Below are 13,557 nucleotides of genomic sequence, written 5' to 3'. Positions count from 1 at the left end.
CGCTCACCCTCCCTTCGCAGGGACGACCTGCAGGTAGACCAACGTCATGATCAGGTTGGCGAAGAACAGGATCAGGAACGTGATGACGACGGTCTGGTTCACCGCTTCACCCACGCCCTTCGGACCGGGATTGGGATGCAGCCCCTTGTAGGACGCGATGACGCCGGCGATGAGACCGAACACGACGGCCTTGAGCTCACCGACCCACAGGTCGGGCAGCTGCGCCAACGTGGAGAACGACGCCAGGTACGCGCCGGGCGTTCCGTCCTGCAGGATCACGTTGAAGAAGTAACCACCGGCGATGCCGATGACCGACACCAGGCCGTTGAGCAGCAGCGCGACGAGAATCATCGCGAGCACGCGGGGAACGACCAGGCGCTGCACCGGATCGATGCCGAGCACCCGCATGGCGTCGATCTCCTCGCGGATGGTGCGTGAACCGAGGTCGGCCGTCACGGCCGATCCCGCCGCACCCGCGATGAGCAACGCCACCACGATGGGACTGCCCTGCTGGACCACCGCCAGCACGCTGGCGGCACCGGTGAAGGACTCGGCGCCGAGCTGCTTGATCAGCGACCCGGTCTGCAGGGAGACCACCGCGCCGAACGGAATGGCGACCAGCGCGGTCGGAAGAATGGTGACACTGGCGATGAACCAGGCCTGTTCGATGAATTCGCGGAATTGGAAGGGGCGCCGGAAGGTATTGCGCGCGACATCGACGAGAAGTTCGACGATGTTTCCTGCCTGGGCCAGCGCTGCAGTGCCCGACTTGAGAATCGGGTTCTTCGTTTTAGCCATTGTTTTCGGTCAGCCCCGCGAGCCACTGGAAGGGAGACCGTCGTTCCGGTCCTGGCCGGGCTCACTCCACCCCTGGTTGCTGTAGCCCTGATTCTGGTCGTACGTCTGACCCTGGTCGTAGCTCTGGACCTGGTCGTAGCTCTGGTTGCCGTAGGCCGGCTGCTGGTCGTGGCCCGACTGCTGACCGTACGACTCCTGGTAGCCCTGCTGAGCACCCGCGTACGCCGGCTCCGCCTGACGGCCGTCCTGGCCGTCCGCCTCGTCGAGGCTCTGCTGGATGGCGTGCTGTGCGTGCTCGGGCAGGGTGTGCATGATGCTGCGCACCCGGTCGCGACGACGATCCACGGCCTGACGACGCGGCATGCCGGGCGTGGGATCCATCTGCGGCATGATGCCCTCCACGTCCTCGACACCGCCGAGGTTGTGGCCGGCATCGGAGAGGGCCTGCTCCTGGCGCATCTGCGCCTCGTCCTTCTCCTCGCTCATGCCGATCGGCCCGATCATCGTGCCGTTCAGGAACTGCTTCACGGCGGGCTCGTCGGAGGTGAGCAGCACCTCGCGCGGACCGAACATGACGAGGTTCTTGCGGAACAGCATGCCGATGTTGTCCGGCACCGTGCGCGCGAGATTGATGTTGTGCGTGACGATCAGCATCGTCGCGTCGATCTGGGCGTTGATGTTGAGCAGCAGCTGGCTGATGTAGGTGGTGCGCACCGGGTCGAGGCCCGAGTCGGGCTCGTCCACCAGGATGATCTCGGGGTCGAGGACGAGCGCACGCGCCAGACCGGCACGCTTGCGCATACCGCCCGAGATCTCGCCGGGGAGCTTGTTCTCGGCACCGGTCAGACCGACCAGCTCGAGCTTCTCCATGACGATGCTGCGGATCTCGTCCTCCTTCTTCTTCGTGTGCTCACGAAGCGGGAAGGCGGTGTTGTCGTACAGGTTCATGGAGCCGAAGAGGGCGCCGTCCTGGAAGAGCACGCCGAACAACTTGCGGATCTCGTAGAGCTCCTTGGACGAGCACTCCATGATGTCCGTGCCGTCGACGACGATCGAACCCTCCTCCGGTCGGAGAAGGCCGATGAGCGACTTGAGGAAGACGGACTTACCGGTACCGGACGGCCCCAGGAGAGCACTGACCTCACCCTTCGGGAGCGTCAACGTGACGTCCTGCCAGATCTTCTGCACACCGAACGACTTGGTCAATCCCTCGACCGAAACCTCGACACCCATGTGGATCCCTCCCACTGCTCGTCGCACACGACGCGAACGCGTCGACACCTGTGTGCGTCGCGTCACTCTAACCCAGCCGAGTGGTCGCAACGACCACGGACCTTACCGCCCAGTAACACGTCCCCCGACCTGGCCGCAGTCTCCGGATAGAAGTGTGACCCATGAACGCCCGATTCACGAGGGAACGGAGCCGACAAGGCCGAAATTGGTGGCGGCGGTGCACGCGCGGGTGGCCCGGGCTCACGCCGCGTGGCGCGGGACGGGCGCTCCCACCTGCAGCGTCGTACGGCGTCACCGGCTCGCTGACGCAACTCTGTGACGTGACACCGACTTCTCCCGCGCTCCCGCCGTTAGCGTCGACAGTGCCGTCGTGACACCTAGCGTTGCGCTCGCGCACGACACTCGCCGCGCTGCATCCGCGGGCGGGGTCCGGGGGGAATACGGGGGATCACGCCATGGGCAGCAGCTCGAGGGACGACACGGGCACGCCCGGGTCGAGGGGGCACTCGACGTTCGGGGTCCGCACCGAGATCGGTCGGCGTCGCCAACTCGCGGCCTTCGGCGTCATCTGCATCGCCGAACTCCTCATCGTCCTCGACATGACCATCATCAACGTGGCGCTGCCGTCCATCGGCATCGAGTTGGCGACGGGCATCTCGGGCCTGCAGTGGGTCGTCGACGCGTACACCCTCACCTTCTCCGGCCTGCTCCTGGCGTTCGGCAACCTCGGTGACCGGTACGGGCGCAAGCTGTTCCTCGTCGTCGGCCTCACGGGCCTGGGCGCCGCGTCGGTGATCGGTGCGCTCGGCGACTCCCTCGCCCACGTCCTGACCTCACGCTCGGTCATGGGCGTCTTCGCCGCGATGGTCCTGCCCGCGACCCTGGCCGTCATCACCAACCTGTTCCCGAAGCCGCAGGAGCGTGCTCTCGCCATCGGCGTGTGGTCGTCCATCGCCGGCGTGGCCGTCGCGATCGGACCGGTGTCGGGCGGCTGGCTGCTCGAACACTTCTCCTGGCACTCGGTGTTCTGGATGAACGTCCCCGTCGCCCTCGTCGCCGTCGTGCTCGTGGTGCTGATCGTCCCCGAGTCGAAGGCCTCGGCGGTGGGCCCGCTCGACGTGCCCGGCGTGATCCTGTCGATCGCCGGCGTCACCCTGCTGGTGTTCGTGGTCATCGAGGCACCGAACTTCGGCTGGACGTCGTGGCGGACGATCGGCGGTCTCGTGCTCGCCGCGGTGTTCCTCGTGCTGTTCGTCCAGCGGGAGCGACGCATCTCGTCCCCCGTGCTCGACGTGTCGCTCTTCCGCATCCGTCCGTTCGCGTGGCCGGCCGTGTCGATCGCGGTGGGATTCTTCAGTCTCTTCGGCTTCCTGTTCCTCATCACCCAGTACTTCCAGGGAGTGCGCGAGTACTCACCTCTCGCATTCGGCATCGCGACACTGCCCTTCGCCGCCGCGCTGGCCGTCAGCTCCCCGGTGTCGACGATCGTCGCGCAGAAGATCGGCACGATGCCGGTTCTCGTGACCGGGCTCGTCCTCATCGGCGCGGGACTGCTCGTCGCGGGCCGCGTCGAGATCGACAGCTCCTACCTGACGCTCGTCCTGCCCGCGATGCTGTTGCTCGCGGTGGGCATCGCGATCATCCAGGGCCCCGCGACGGAATCCATCATGTCCTCGCTCCCCCTCGACGAGGCCGGAGCCGGTGCCGCAGTGAACGACACCACCCGCGAGATCGGCGGCACTCTCGGTGTCGCGGTACTCGGGTCGATCGTCGCCTCCTACTACGTGTCGACGGTGCGGCCGCTCGTCGAACGGATCCCCACCGCCATCATGAGCGAGACCGAGAAGGGCTACGCGCAGTCCAGCGTGCTCAGTGTCATCGAGATCCAGAAGCGAGACCTGCCCGCGATGTTCGAACCGCAACGCGCACAGTTGATCCTGGAGATGAAGGAAGCCGCTCTGCGCGGATCGTCCATCGCCGCGTACGTGGCGGCCGGAGCCGTGTTCGTCTGTGCCGCACTGGTCTTCTTCTTCTTCCCCGCCTCGTACCGCACCACGGGCATGCTGGCACCGCAGACCTCGGACGAGCGCGCGGTGGACCGTCTCGCCGCAACGAAGGACGTCGGCTCCGCACCGGGCGGCGGCCCGGACTCGCCGTCATGACCGGCCGACACGCCGCGCCGCCGCCGCGGTCGTCGTCCCACCTCCTCTCGTCACCGCGGCGGATGATCGCCTTCCTCGTCATCTGTCTCGTCGAGCTGCTGGTCGTGCTCGACAACACCGTCGTCAACGTCGCTCTGCCCGACATCTCCACCGACCTCCGCGCCGGCTTCACGGGGCTGCAGTGGATCGTCGACGCGTACATCCTCACGTTCTGCGGTCTGCTGCTGGCGTTCGGCAACATCACCGACCGCATCGGGCGGCGCCGCATGCTGCTGATCGGCGTCGTGGGTCTCGCCGCGATGTCGGTGGTGGGCGCGGTGGCCGACGACCTGCCGCAACTGATCGCCTCGCGCGCACTGATGGGGGTCTTCGCCGCCGCCGCGCTGCCCGCGACCCTGGCGGTGATCATCGACCTGTTCCGTACTCCCGCGGACCGCGCCGTGGCCATCGGGGTGTGGGCCTCGATCGCCGGTGTCGCTATCGCGATCGGGCCGGTCTCGGGTGGGTGGCTCATCGAACACTTCACCTGGCACTCCGTGTTCTGGCTGAACGTGCCGGTCGCCGTCGTCGCGGTGATCGGCATCGTCGCCGTGGTGCCCGAATCACGTGCTGCGGCCACCGGTCCGCTCGATCTGCCCGGTGTCGCTCTGTCCTTCTCGGGGGTCTCGCTCCTGGTGTACGCACTCATCGAAGCGCCGGGTCACGGTTGGGTGACCGTGCCCACGCTCGGCGGGATCGCGGTGTCCCTGGTTCTGTTGTCCGCCTTCGTCGTACGCCAGTCGCGCGTGTCCAGCCCGATCCTCGACGTGCGCCTGTTCCGGTTGCGACCCTTCGCGATGCCGGCGCTCGCGATCTCGGTCGCCTACTTCTCGCTCTTCGGGTACGTCTTCCTCATCACCCAGTACTTCCAGGGCGTCCGCGGCTACTCGCCGCTCGAGTTCGGTGTCGCCACACTGCCGTTCGCGGTGGCCCTCGCGGTGAGCGCACCGACCGCGACCTCGCTGGCACAGCGGATCGGCACCATGCCGGTGATCGTCGCGGGCCTGCTGTTGGTGGGCATCGGCATGATCATGGCGGGTCAGGTCGGCATCGACAGCTCGTACGTCGGGCTGTTGCTGCCCACGATGATCGTGCTCGCAGTCGGCATCGCCGTGATCCAGGGTCCCGCGACCGAGTCCATCATGTCCTCCGTGCCCATCGACGAGGCCGGCGCCGGCTCGGCCGTGAACGACACGACGCGGGAACTCGGCGGCACTCTCGGTGTCGCGGTGCTCGGATCCGTGACCGCGTCGTACTACAACACCACCGTCGGCCCACTCGTCGCGACCATTCCGTCGGAAATCCTCTCGGACCGCGACCGGGAGTACGTGAACGGCAGCTTCCTCAGCGTGCAGCAGATCCAGCAGTACCCGCTCCCCGAGATGTTCTCCGCGGTGCGCGACAACCTCGTCCTGTCCATGAAGGAAGCCGCGATGGCCGGGTCCGAGGTGGCGTCCTACCTCGCCGCCGCGGCCGTCTTCGCCTGCGCCGTCGTCGTCGCGGTCCTGCTTCCCCGCCACCACCGCACCACAGGAGTCGTCATGACGGACCCACAGGACACCACCCGACAGTTCAGCTCGGACGAACGGTGAGCGGCCTGACCGTCGCCGTCACCGGTGCGACGAGCGATTTCGGTGCTGTCATTCTCCCTGTGCTGCTGGATGATCCGGAGATCGACCGGGTCATCGGGCTGGGTCGCCGGGCACCGCGCGTGCGGCACCCGAAACTCCGCTCGATCGCGATGGACATCCGCTCTCCCGAACTCGAGACTGCCTTCGCAGGCTGTGACGTGGTGATCCACCTGGCTTTCGTCGTGGAGGAGCAGCGCGACAAGGCCGCGATCCACGAGACCAATCTGGAGGGCTCGCGCAACGCCGTCGAGTGCGCGCACCGGGCCGGTGTGCGGTCGATGGTCATCGCCTCGAGTGTCAGCGCGTACGGACGCGAGGACCTTCCGGTGCCCGTCACCGAGGAGGAGTTCCCGACGTCGGATCCGTTGCGCTACTACTTCTTCGACAAGGCAGAGGTGGAACACTTCGTCGAGTGGTGGCTGCGCCGGCACGAGGGCGGCATGACCATCTCGATGCTGCGCCCCACCTACATCGTGGGCACCCACTTCTCGAACGACGGCATCGACACCCTCACGCAGTCCGTGGTGGCCTTCCCCGATCCGGCGCAGTCCCGCTACCAGTTCCTGCACGAGGACGACCTGGCCGACGCCTTCCACCGGGCCGTCCGGACACCCGTGAACGGCCCCTTCAACCTGGGTCCGCGCGACTGGCTCGGGGTGCGCGAACTCGGTGCGATGCAGGGCCAGTTGGTGCTGCCGATCCCGCTTCGAGTCCTGCGCACCGTGGTCGATCTCGCGTACGCGCTCCGCATCCTGCCGTTCTCCAGCCACTGGATCTCCTCGGGCGAGGCGGCCGTCGACTCGACGGCCTTCGAACGCGCCACCGGGTGGACCCCGACGATGTCGTCCGCCGAGGCCGCGGCCGTCATGGTGTTGCTTAACGGGCGCCCCATCCTGTCGACCCGCCACGCGCCGGTCCGTCATCACGTGTGCGAGGCGGCCCTGGACGGCGCCACTCGCCGCGTACGGACGTGGGGCGACGTTGACCCGGACATGAAGCCCTTCAGCGCCGAGCTCGATCGCGCGGTCTCCTCGTGCGAGCACCGCCAGATCCGCACGTCGACGGGCTCGGTGCACGCCGAGATCCACGAGGGGACCGACACCTCGGCCCCGACGGTCGTTCTCGCGCTGCCCCGCGGCTCCCATGCGCGGTACGCCACCGGTCTGGCACGGACACTGGCCGATCACGGCCCGCGGGTGGTGCTGCTCGACGCCCCCGGCCACGGTCTCGGTACCGGCATCCGGGGGCGCGCCGGACGCCGGGCACGAGCCGAGGCGATCGACGCTGCGGCCGGTGAGTTCGCGGGGACCGACGTTCTTCTCGTGCGGGTTCCGCGCACCAGGACCCGACGGACGGCCGCGGCCCTCCGCCGGGGAGACGACACGTTGACGGCGGTGCCGGGCACGGACGGTCTGCTCGCCGCACGGAACGGACCGCGCCTGCCCCGACGTCTGCGAGGAGTCGAACATCAGGCAGCGCAGCCGGTCTCGGGTTCCTACCGGACCGTGTCGGTGCCGCGCGGAACCACCGTCACGTCCGGCCGTGGTCAGCGCCAGGTGCTGGAGGCGATCCTGCGCGCACTCCCGCGCCGCAGATGAGAGGGCTCAGGTCCGGAGGGCGAGCCACGACTGGGTGAACTCGCGCTCGGCAGAGAAACTCTTGTCGATCTCGCCGACCATGATCTTCTCGACCACCGGACCCATCACCGGGATCGACGCGTCGACCGTACCGACGAAGTGGAGCACGCACTGCTGCGCTCCGGTCGCGAGAAGTTCGAGTTCCCCGTCGATCACCACGGGCATCCGGGCGACCCGCAGGGTGTAGTGGCCCTGCGCGGACCCGTCCTCGCGCACCGACTGCCACGACTCGGTGCACCGTGCCGACATCGACGCTCCGGCGAAGCGCTGCAACGCCTTCGGTAGTGCCGCGGCCTCGAGGTCCTGGTCGACCACCGAGGTGGTCAGGCCCTCCTCGACGCGATGCTCCACCACTCGACTGCCGCCACCGATCTCGGCGATCCGGTCCTGCCAGTATCTCTCGTCGGTGAGGGTCGCGTGCAGCACCGCGGCGGCACAGTCGTACGTCGTGCGCTGGTCGACCTGTGTCACCACCGGGTCAGACCGATGCCGGCGCCGGCGCGGCGAGCGCTGCCCCCACCTCGGCCGACGCCGCCTCGGACGTGGACGAGTTCTCGCCGAGGAACAGGCCCATCTGCTCCACCACGTAGTCGAGCTGGGTGGTGGTGTGATCGGGCTGGACGCACAGACGCAGGAGTGCACCGTCGCGGGCCACCGCCGGGAACATGGCGGCGGATGCGAAGATGCCCGCGTCCCACAGCTTCCGCCACGTGTTGACGGTGCGCAGGTCGTCACGGACGTTCACGGGGACGATGGGCGAGACCATGTCCGTACCGTCCGGGAGAGGGCTCGGCGCGTGCACGTCGACACCGGCCGCCACGAGCCCGTCGTGCAGGTAGCGCGCGTTCGCGAGTGTGCGGGTGGCGCGCTCGGCGCCCTCCTCGGTCTGCATGAGCTGCACGGAGGCGAGCGCCGCGCCGAGGGCAGCAGGCACGCCCGCGGTGGTGAACAGGAACGTGCGCGCATGCACGCGCATGGCGTCCACGATGTCCTTCGAGCCGGCCACGAAACCGCCCGAGGACCCGAGTCCCTTGGAGAGGCAGCCCATCCGGGCGTCGATGTCGTCCTCGATACCGAACAGCTCGGCGGCACCGGTGCGCTTCGCGCCCATGACCGCGACGCTGTGCGCCTCGTCGACGAACAGTGCCGCGTCGTACTTCTCGCAGACCGCGGCGATCTCGTCGAGCGGGGCCAGGTCGCCGTGCATCGAGTAGAGGCCGTCCACCACCACCATGACGACGCCGGTGGAGCGGGAGAGCTTCTCCTCCAACAGGTCCACCCGGTTGTGACGGAAGGCGCGGATGGTGGCACGTGAGAGGCGGCAGGCATCGTAGATGGACGCGTGCGCGGCCGAGTCGACGATGATGGTGTCACCGACACCGCACAGCGCGCTGATACCGCCCAGGTTCGCCTGGTAGCCGGTCGTGAAGACCAGCGCCTGCTCGGTCCCGTGCCAGTCGGCGAGTGCTTCCTCGAGTTCCGTGTGCAGCGAGATGGTGCCGTTGAGCAACCGGCTGCCCGTGACCGTTGCGCCGTATTTGTCCAGTGCCGCAGCGGCTCCCGCGCGCACCATCGGGTGGTCGGCGAGGCCGAGGTAATTGTTGGAACCGAGCATGATGACGCTGCGGTCCTCCACGTCGACGACCGGCGCGTTGACCGATTTCATGACGCGGAAGAACGGGTTCTGGTCGTGCTTCGTCAGCACACGATGGGCCCAGATCCTCTTGTCGTGGCGGATTCGGTCGAGCATTCTCTGCGAGCTCATGTTCGCTCCAAGTTTGGGGGATCGGTACGTGACGCGAGTGCGCTCGCCGGTCCGGGAGACCCGTGCGACGGGAGACGTCTGTGATTCGAGCCTACGGTCAGCACAGGCGGCCCGAGGGTGCCGCGACCTGTGAGTAGTTGCCAACGAACACGACTGCACTTGTGTCATGCAACAGCAGTTGAGACGGGCGCCATCGAGGCCGTCGCCGACCCCGAATACTGCGGTATCGAGTGACGTGCTGGCACGTGTCCCACACCCGTCCCAGCCACGGTCACCCTTCTTCGACGAAAGGCCGGTACGTGTCCGTTCTCGCTGACAGAGCAGCTCTCGCGTCCGACGGGACCGCGCAGCCGTCGCGGCTCATGTCCACCGAACGCGCCACGCTCCGTCGCTTGCTGCCCGCCCTCGCCACCTACCTCGAGGCCACGCCGCTGTCCGTGCTCGAGGCGCCCGGCAGCGACGCCATCGCGACGTTCCGCGACGCGGGCGGGTGCGGACTCATCGCACCCACCTCGCTCGGCGGACTCGGCGCGACCGCCGTCGAGGCACTGCGCGTCCACCGGGCCATCGGCGCGGCCTCCCCGTCGCTCGCCGCCGCCGTCACGATGCACCACCTGTCGATCGCCACGATCATCGAGATCGCCATGGCGGGTCCCGAGGAGGAGCTGCCGCTCGTCGCCGGCCTCATCGAACAGAAGTCGATCATCGCGTCCGGCTTCGCGGAGGGCGTGGGCAGCACGCTGGTGCCGTCCGTGGACGCCTACTACGACGACGGCGACTACGTCGTCAACGGCAGCAAGAAGCCGTGCAGTCTGTCGGCCTCGATGGACTTCCTCGCCGCCAGCGTCGCGACACGCGAGAAGAAGGGCGGCAAGACACGCAAGGCGGTCGCCCTCATCCCCGCGTCGATGCCCGGTGTCTCGGTGCGTCCGTTCTGGACGACGCCCGTTCTCGCGGGTGCGGAGAGCGAGGAGGTCGTCCTCGAGGACGTGCGCGTGCCGGTGTCGCTGACCATGGTCGGCGCGCTGGACGATCCGGAGGGCATGCACGAGCTCACCGGGTTCCTGTGGTTCGGCATCCTCGCCTCCGCCGGGTACATCGGCGCGGCCACCGCGCTCGTGGAGCGTCTCGTGGGACACCCGAAGGTCAGCGACAGCGTCTACACCTCGGCGGCCGCCGAACTCGAAGCGGCGATCGCGGGCCTCGAGGCCGTCGCCGCAGCGATGGACTCGGGTGAGCGCGGCGCCGACATCTCGGCTCGACTGTTGTTCTGCCGCATCGCGCTTCGAGGCGCACTGCGGCGCGCGGTCGATGCCGCCGTGACAGCACTGGGCGGAATCGCGTTCATCACCGACCCGGACATCGCGTACCTGCAGTCCGTCGTGTCGGCGTTCGCGTTCCACCCGCCGTCGATCCGCGAGACCGAGTCGTCCCTCGCGGCCTACCACCGCGGCGAGAACTTCTCTCTGGCCTGAGGTGTCGCATCACCCCACGCGGGTACCGAAGACGACGAGGTTGTTCTCGTAGGACCCCGCGTCGTCGTCGAACACTCCGGCACACGTGATCAGTCGGATCTCGTCGCGCGGGACGGCGCCGAACACGCGCGCCGTCGGGAACTCGGATTTCGCGTAGTCGCCGATGTCCGTCACCCGGTACCTGGCCTCGATGCCCTCTGTCGTGGTGACCGTGACGTCGTCTCCCACCACGAGGTCGCGGAGTCGGAAGAACACGGAGGGACCCGTGGTCGAGTCGACGTGACCGGCCAGCACCGTGGGTCCGACCTGATCGGCCGCGCCGGGACGCCCGGGGCGACCGCCGCCGGTGAACCATCCGACGTCGTCGTGGTCCTCGGGAACCGCCATGGTGTTGTCCGGGTTCAGACCCAGCTCGATCAACGGTTCGTCCAGACCCATCGCGGGGGCCGACACCCGCGCCGGGACGAGAGCCCCCGTCTCGGACACGGTCGCGGCAGCAGGAGACGTGACGGACACCGCTGTCTCGGTGGGCGGTACGGCCGGTGGTCGCGCGCAGGCGACCACCAGCCCCACCAGGAGGAACGCACTCGCGCGCGTCGACCATCTCATCCGCGTCGGTCGATCAGGAGCTCCGCCGACGGGCGACGCCCAGCCCGACGAGGGCCGCCACGCCCAGAACGGCGGCACCGGCACCCGCGACGGTCGCGGTCGAACTGTCGGTGACGGATCCACCGGCGCCCGTCTCCACACCGCCGACGGGAATCGGGGTCAGCTGTCCGCGCACCGCGCCGGCGGCGAAGGCGGTGGTGTGACTGTCCGCGGCGAACCCGGCGGCGTTCGCCTCGATGGCCGCGAGGTCGAAGTTCGTTCCGGTGTCGGCACCGTTCGCCATCACGCCGGTCGTGAACGGCCCCTGCAGGCAGCCGCTGCTGGTGCGAGGTCCGTCGCCGACCGGCGACGGGTTCGGGAACGCGATGCGCGGCGGGCCCGCGGCACCCACTGCTGCCTGATGAATGTGCGTCGCCGTCTTCGCCGGCGACATGTAGTCGCCGGTGACGCCCTCGAGGGTGATGTCGTAGCAGATGATGTTCTCGTCCGAGTTGATGCGGAACGTGAACGTTCCGGTCGCGCCGGGCTCACCCGGCGTCGCGACGCCGTCCGCGTTCAGGACCTGGTCCGGAGTCGCCATGGCCGTGAAGGCACTGGTGAACGACGACGGTTCGCCGACCGGCGTCTCTGCTGCCGCGGGAGCAGCGGTGAGCGCGAGGAACGCCGCAGCGCCTCCCGCAACGATGATCGTTCCTCGTGCAGTGCGTGTCGTCATGGTGGTCGTACCTTCCGATCGGGATGCGCGGACGTCCTTCGAGAGGGGATACGTCCGGAATGACCGAAACGTTCACCACGGTCGAACGTCGTCGCACTTCTCGACGTACACCCACCATGGAGGTCGGAGCGGCGTCGACGGTGAGTAGGGTTCGTCCTGCACGGGCACCGGCGGGGTACACCCCTCCCCCGACATCGAGGGGGCAGACGCTGGCGATCTTCCGGTCGCGCGAGAGCGGGACGTTCGATCTCACGGCCGCCTACGACGCCCACGCGTCGTCGCTGCTGGGTTTCGCCGTGAATGTGTTGCACGATCGTGTCGCCGCCGAGGACTGCGTGCAGGAGACCTTCGTACGTGCGTGGCGAGCGCGGGACAGGTTCGACGAGTCCCGGGGTGGAACTCGGACCTGGCTCTTCGCCATCGCACGCAACGTCGTCGCGGATGCTCAGCGGTCGCGAGGCCGTACTCCGCTGGTCGCGTCCTCCCCCGTCGCGGAAGGCGACGCCGTGGAACCCGATCGAAGCGATCACGTCCTGACCCGGATGCGGGTGGTGGAGGGTCTGGCCACCCTGTCCTCCGAACATCGACAGGTGGTGGTGGCCATCCACCTGACCGGCCTGTCCTACGCGGAGCTGTCGGCCGGCACCGGCGTCGCGATCGGCACCCTGCGCACCCGCGCGTACTACGCACTGCGCGCCCTGCGCGTTCACTTCGACGGTCAGGAGACCTGATGACTCCGGGACATCCGCGACGAGAGGAGTTGATCGCGGCTGCGGTGGCCGGCGACCTGACCGACGCCGAGCGGCGCGAGCTTCGCATTCTGGAGGCCGAGGACACCTCGGTCGCCGACGAGATCCGTGAGATGCGCGAGACGGTCGCGTCGCTGGGGTCGGCAGCGGGACTGACCTGGGTCGATGCGCAACCCGGTGACCTGCTCCGACGACGCATCGTCAGACCGTCTGCGCCCGGTCGCCTCGTCCCGGCCGCTGCAGCTGTCGCCGGAATCGCGGTGGGCGTCGCGGCGGTGCTCGGTGTGCAGACGGTCGGCACCGGGGGTGGCGAGACGCCCGCCGACAGCACGATCGCGGCCCCCGAGGTCGAGGGACCACCGGGCGAGCTGGGCGCGTTCGAGGCGATCGACTTCACCGCGTCGAGTCCCGGCGTCACTGTCGACGGCGGCCTGGTTGCTCACACGTGGGGCACCGAGACGGTCCTGGACATGCAGGGTGTCCCGGTCGACGAAGCGTTCGAGGTGGTGTTGGTGGATCGGGCCGGAGCGGAGCGATCGTCGGGCAGCTTCCTCGGCTCCGCCGTGACCATCGACTGCCGCATGAACGCGGCGGTGCTGCGTCCCGACGTCGCGGAGATCGAGATCCGGGCTGCGGGTGGAGACCTTCTCGCCCGCGCCGCACTGCCCACCGTGGGCTGACTCCGCGCACCGTCGCCAGACACGAGAAAAAGCGGCCGTACCCCGAGGGGTACGGCCGCTTCTG

At 68.5% G+C, this 13,557-nt stretch carries 12 protein-coding genes; 6 read left to right on the top strand and 6 right to left on the bottom strand.

What is annotated here, in order from left to right:
• Positions 1 to 3 precede the first annotated feature (3 nt).
• Together ASG69_RS07720 and ASG69_RS07715 are read right to left on the bottom strand one after the other, a co-directional pair.
• Positions 4 to 798 carry an MlaE family ABC transporter permease gene (locus ASG69_RS07720; protein ID WP_027504566.1) on the bottom strand — a complete coding sequence of 265 codons (795 nt, stop codon included), beginning with the start codon at positions 796 to 798 and terminating at the stop codon, positions 4 to 6.
• Between the two features lie 9 nt (positions 799 to 807).
• Positions 808 to 2,031 carry an ABC transporter ATP-binding protein gene (locus tag ASG69_RS07715; protein ID WP_056442352.1) on the bottom strand — a complete coding sequence of 408 codons (1,224 nt, stop codon included), beginning with the start codon at positions 2,029 to 2,031 and terminating at the stop codon, positions 808 to 810.
• 455 nt (positions 2,032 to 2,486) lie between these two features.
• On the opposite strand from ASG69_RS07715, the gene ASG69_RS07710 reads away from it, so the two are divergent.
• From ASG69_RS07710 to ASG69_RS22735, 3 genes are read left to right on the top strand one after another with little or no spacing between them, the layout of a single operon-like run.
• Positions 2,487 to 4,193: an MFS transporter gene (locus tag ASG69_RS07710; protein ID WP_082544314.1), complete on the top strand. Its 1,707-nt coding sequence runs from the start codon at positions 2,487 to 2,489 to the stop codon at positions 4,191 to 4,193.
• Positions 4,190 to 5,824, top strand: a complete 1,635-nt coding sequence (locus ASG69_RS07705) for an MFS transporter (RefSeq protein ID WP_056441696.1) — start codon at positions 4,190 to 4,192, stop codon at positions 5,822 to 5,824. The genes ASG69_RS07710 and ASG69_RS07705 overlap by 4 nt, the downstream gene beginning before the upstream one ends.
• Positions 5,821 to 7,461 (top strand): NAD-dependent epimerase/dehydratase family protein, encoded by a 1,641-nt coding sequence (locus ASG69_RS22735; RefSeq protein WP_056441694.1) that lies wholly within the window; start codon positions 5,821 to 5,823, stop codon positions 7,459 to 7,461. The genes ASG69_RS07705 and ASG69_RS22735 overlap by 4 nt, the downstream gene beginning before the upstream one ends.
• A gap of 6 nt (positions 7,462 to 7,467) precedes the next feature.
• Here ASG69_RS22735 and ASG69_RS07695 read toward each other — a convergent pair whose 3' ends face one another.
• Together ASG69_RS07695 and ASG69_RS07690 are read right to left on the bottom strand one after the other, a co-directional pair.
• Complete coding sequence (locus ASG69_RS07695) at positions 7,468 to 7,974, bottom strand: DUF2505 domain-containing protein (protein WP_027504565.1); 507 nt, start codon at positions 7,972 to 7,974, stop codon at positions 7,468 to 7,470.
• A 4-nt stretch (positions 7,975 to 7,978) separates the two neighbouring features.
• Positions 7,979 to 9,265: an aminotransferase class I/II-fold pyridoxal phosphate-dependent enzyme gene (locus ASG69_RS07690; protein WP_056441690.1), complete on the bottom strand. Its 1,287-nt coding sequence runs from the start codon at positions 9,263 to 9,265 to the stop codon at positions 7,979 to 7,981.
• Between the two features lie 299 nt (positions 9,266 to 9,564).
• Between ASG69_RS07690 and ASG69_RS07685 the strand changes: the two genes are divergently transcribed.
• Positions 9,565 to 10,740, top strand: a complete 1,176-nt coding sequence (locus tag ASG69_RS07685; protein WP_231476216.1) for an acyl-CoA dehydrogenase family protein — start codon at positions 9,565 to 9,567, stop codon at positions 10,738 to 10,740.
• Positions 10,741 to 10,749: 9 nt separating this feature from the next.
• Here ASG69_RS07685 and ASG69_RS07680 read toward each other — a convergent pair whose 3' ends face one another.
• Together ASG69_RS07680 and ASG69_RS07675 are read right to left on the bottom strand one after the other, a co-directional pair.
• Entirely contained in the window at positions 10,750 to 11,349 is a 600-nt protein-coding gene (locus ASG69_RS07680; RefSeq protein ID WP_082544312.1) for a class F sortase, read from the bottom strand.
• Between the two features lie 13 nt (positions 11,350 to 11,362).
• Complete coding sequence (locus tag ASG69_RS07675) at positions 11,363 to 12,064, bottom strand: CHRD domain-containing protein (protein ID WP_056441687.1); 702 nt, start codon at positions 12,062 to 12,064, stop codon at positions 11,363 to 11,365.
• Between the two features lie 140 nt (positions 12,065 to 12,204).
• Here ASG69_RS07675 and ASG69_RS07670 point away from each other — a divergent pair, with 140 nt between their 5' ends.
• Together ASG69_RS07670 and ASG69_RS07665 are read left to right on the top strand one after the other, a co-directional pair.
• Entirely contained in the window at positions 12,205 to 12,795 is a 591-nt protein-coding gene (locus ASG69_RS07670; protein WP_235578876.1) for a sigma-70 family RNA polymerase sigma factor, read from the top strand.
• Positions 12,795 to 13,493, top strand: coding sequence for a hypothetical protein (locus ASG69_RS07665; protein WP_056441684.1), 699 nt, complete (start codon positions 12,795 to 12,797; stop codon positions 13,491 to 13,493). The genes ASG69_RS07670 and ASG69_RS07665 overlap by 1 nt, the downstream gene beginning before the upstream one ends.
• Positions 13,494 to 13,557 lie beyond the last annotated feature (64 nt).

The organism is Rhodococcus sp. Leaf225, assembly GCF_001426145.1.
Taxonomy (GTDB): Bacteria; Actinomycetota; Actinomycetes; order Mycobacteriales; family Mycobacteriaceae; genus Rhodococcoides.
The sequence above is the reverse complement of the archived record's forward strand: the minus strand, read 5'-3'. Positions and strand labels throughout refer to the sequence as shown.

Coding starts and splice junctions, on each gene's coding strand:
- ASG69_RS07710 (WP_082544314.1), top strand. CDS start 2,487: ATGGGCAGCAGCTCGAGGGACGACACGGGCACGCCCGGGTCGAGGGGG.
- ASG69_RS07690 (WP_056441690.1), bottom strand. CDS start 9,265: ATGAGCTCGCAGAGAATGCTCGACCGAATCCGCCACGACAAGAGGATC.
- ASG69_RS07680 (WP_082544312.1), bottom strand. CDS start 11,349: ATGAGATGGTCGACGCGCGCGAGTGCGTTCCTCCTGGTGGGGCTGGTG.
- ASG69_RS07715 (WP_056442352.1), bottom strand. CDS start 2,031: ATGGGTGTCGAGGTTTCGGTCGAGGGATTGACCAAGTCGTTCGGTGTG.
- ASG69_RS07665 (WP_056441684.1), top strand. CDS start 12,795: ATGACTCCGGGACATCCGCGACGAGAGGAGTTGATCGCGGCTGCGGTG.
- ASG69_RS07675 (WP_056441687.1), bottom strand. CDS start 12,064: ATGACGACACGCACTGCACGAGGAACGATCATCGTTGCGGGAGGCGCT.
- ASG69_RS07705 (WP_056441696.1), top strand. CDS start 4,190: ATGACCGGCCGACACGCCGCGCCGCCGCCGCGGTCGTCGTCCCACCTC.
- ASG69_RS07720 (WP_027504566.1), bottom strand. CDS start 798: ATGGCTAAAACGAAGAACCCGATTCTCAAGTCGGGCACTGCAGCGCTG.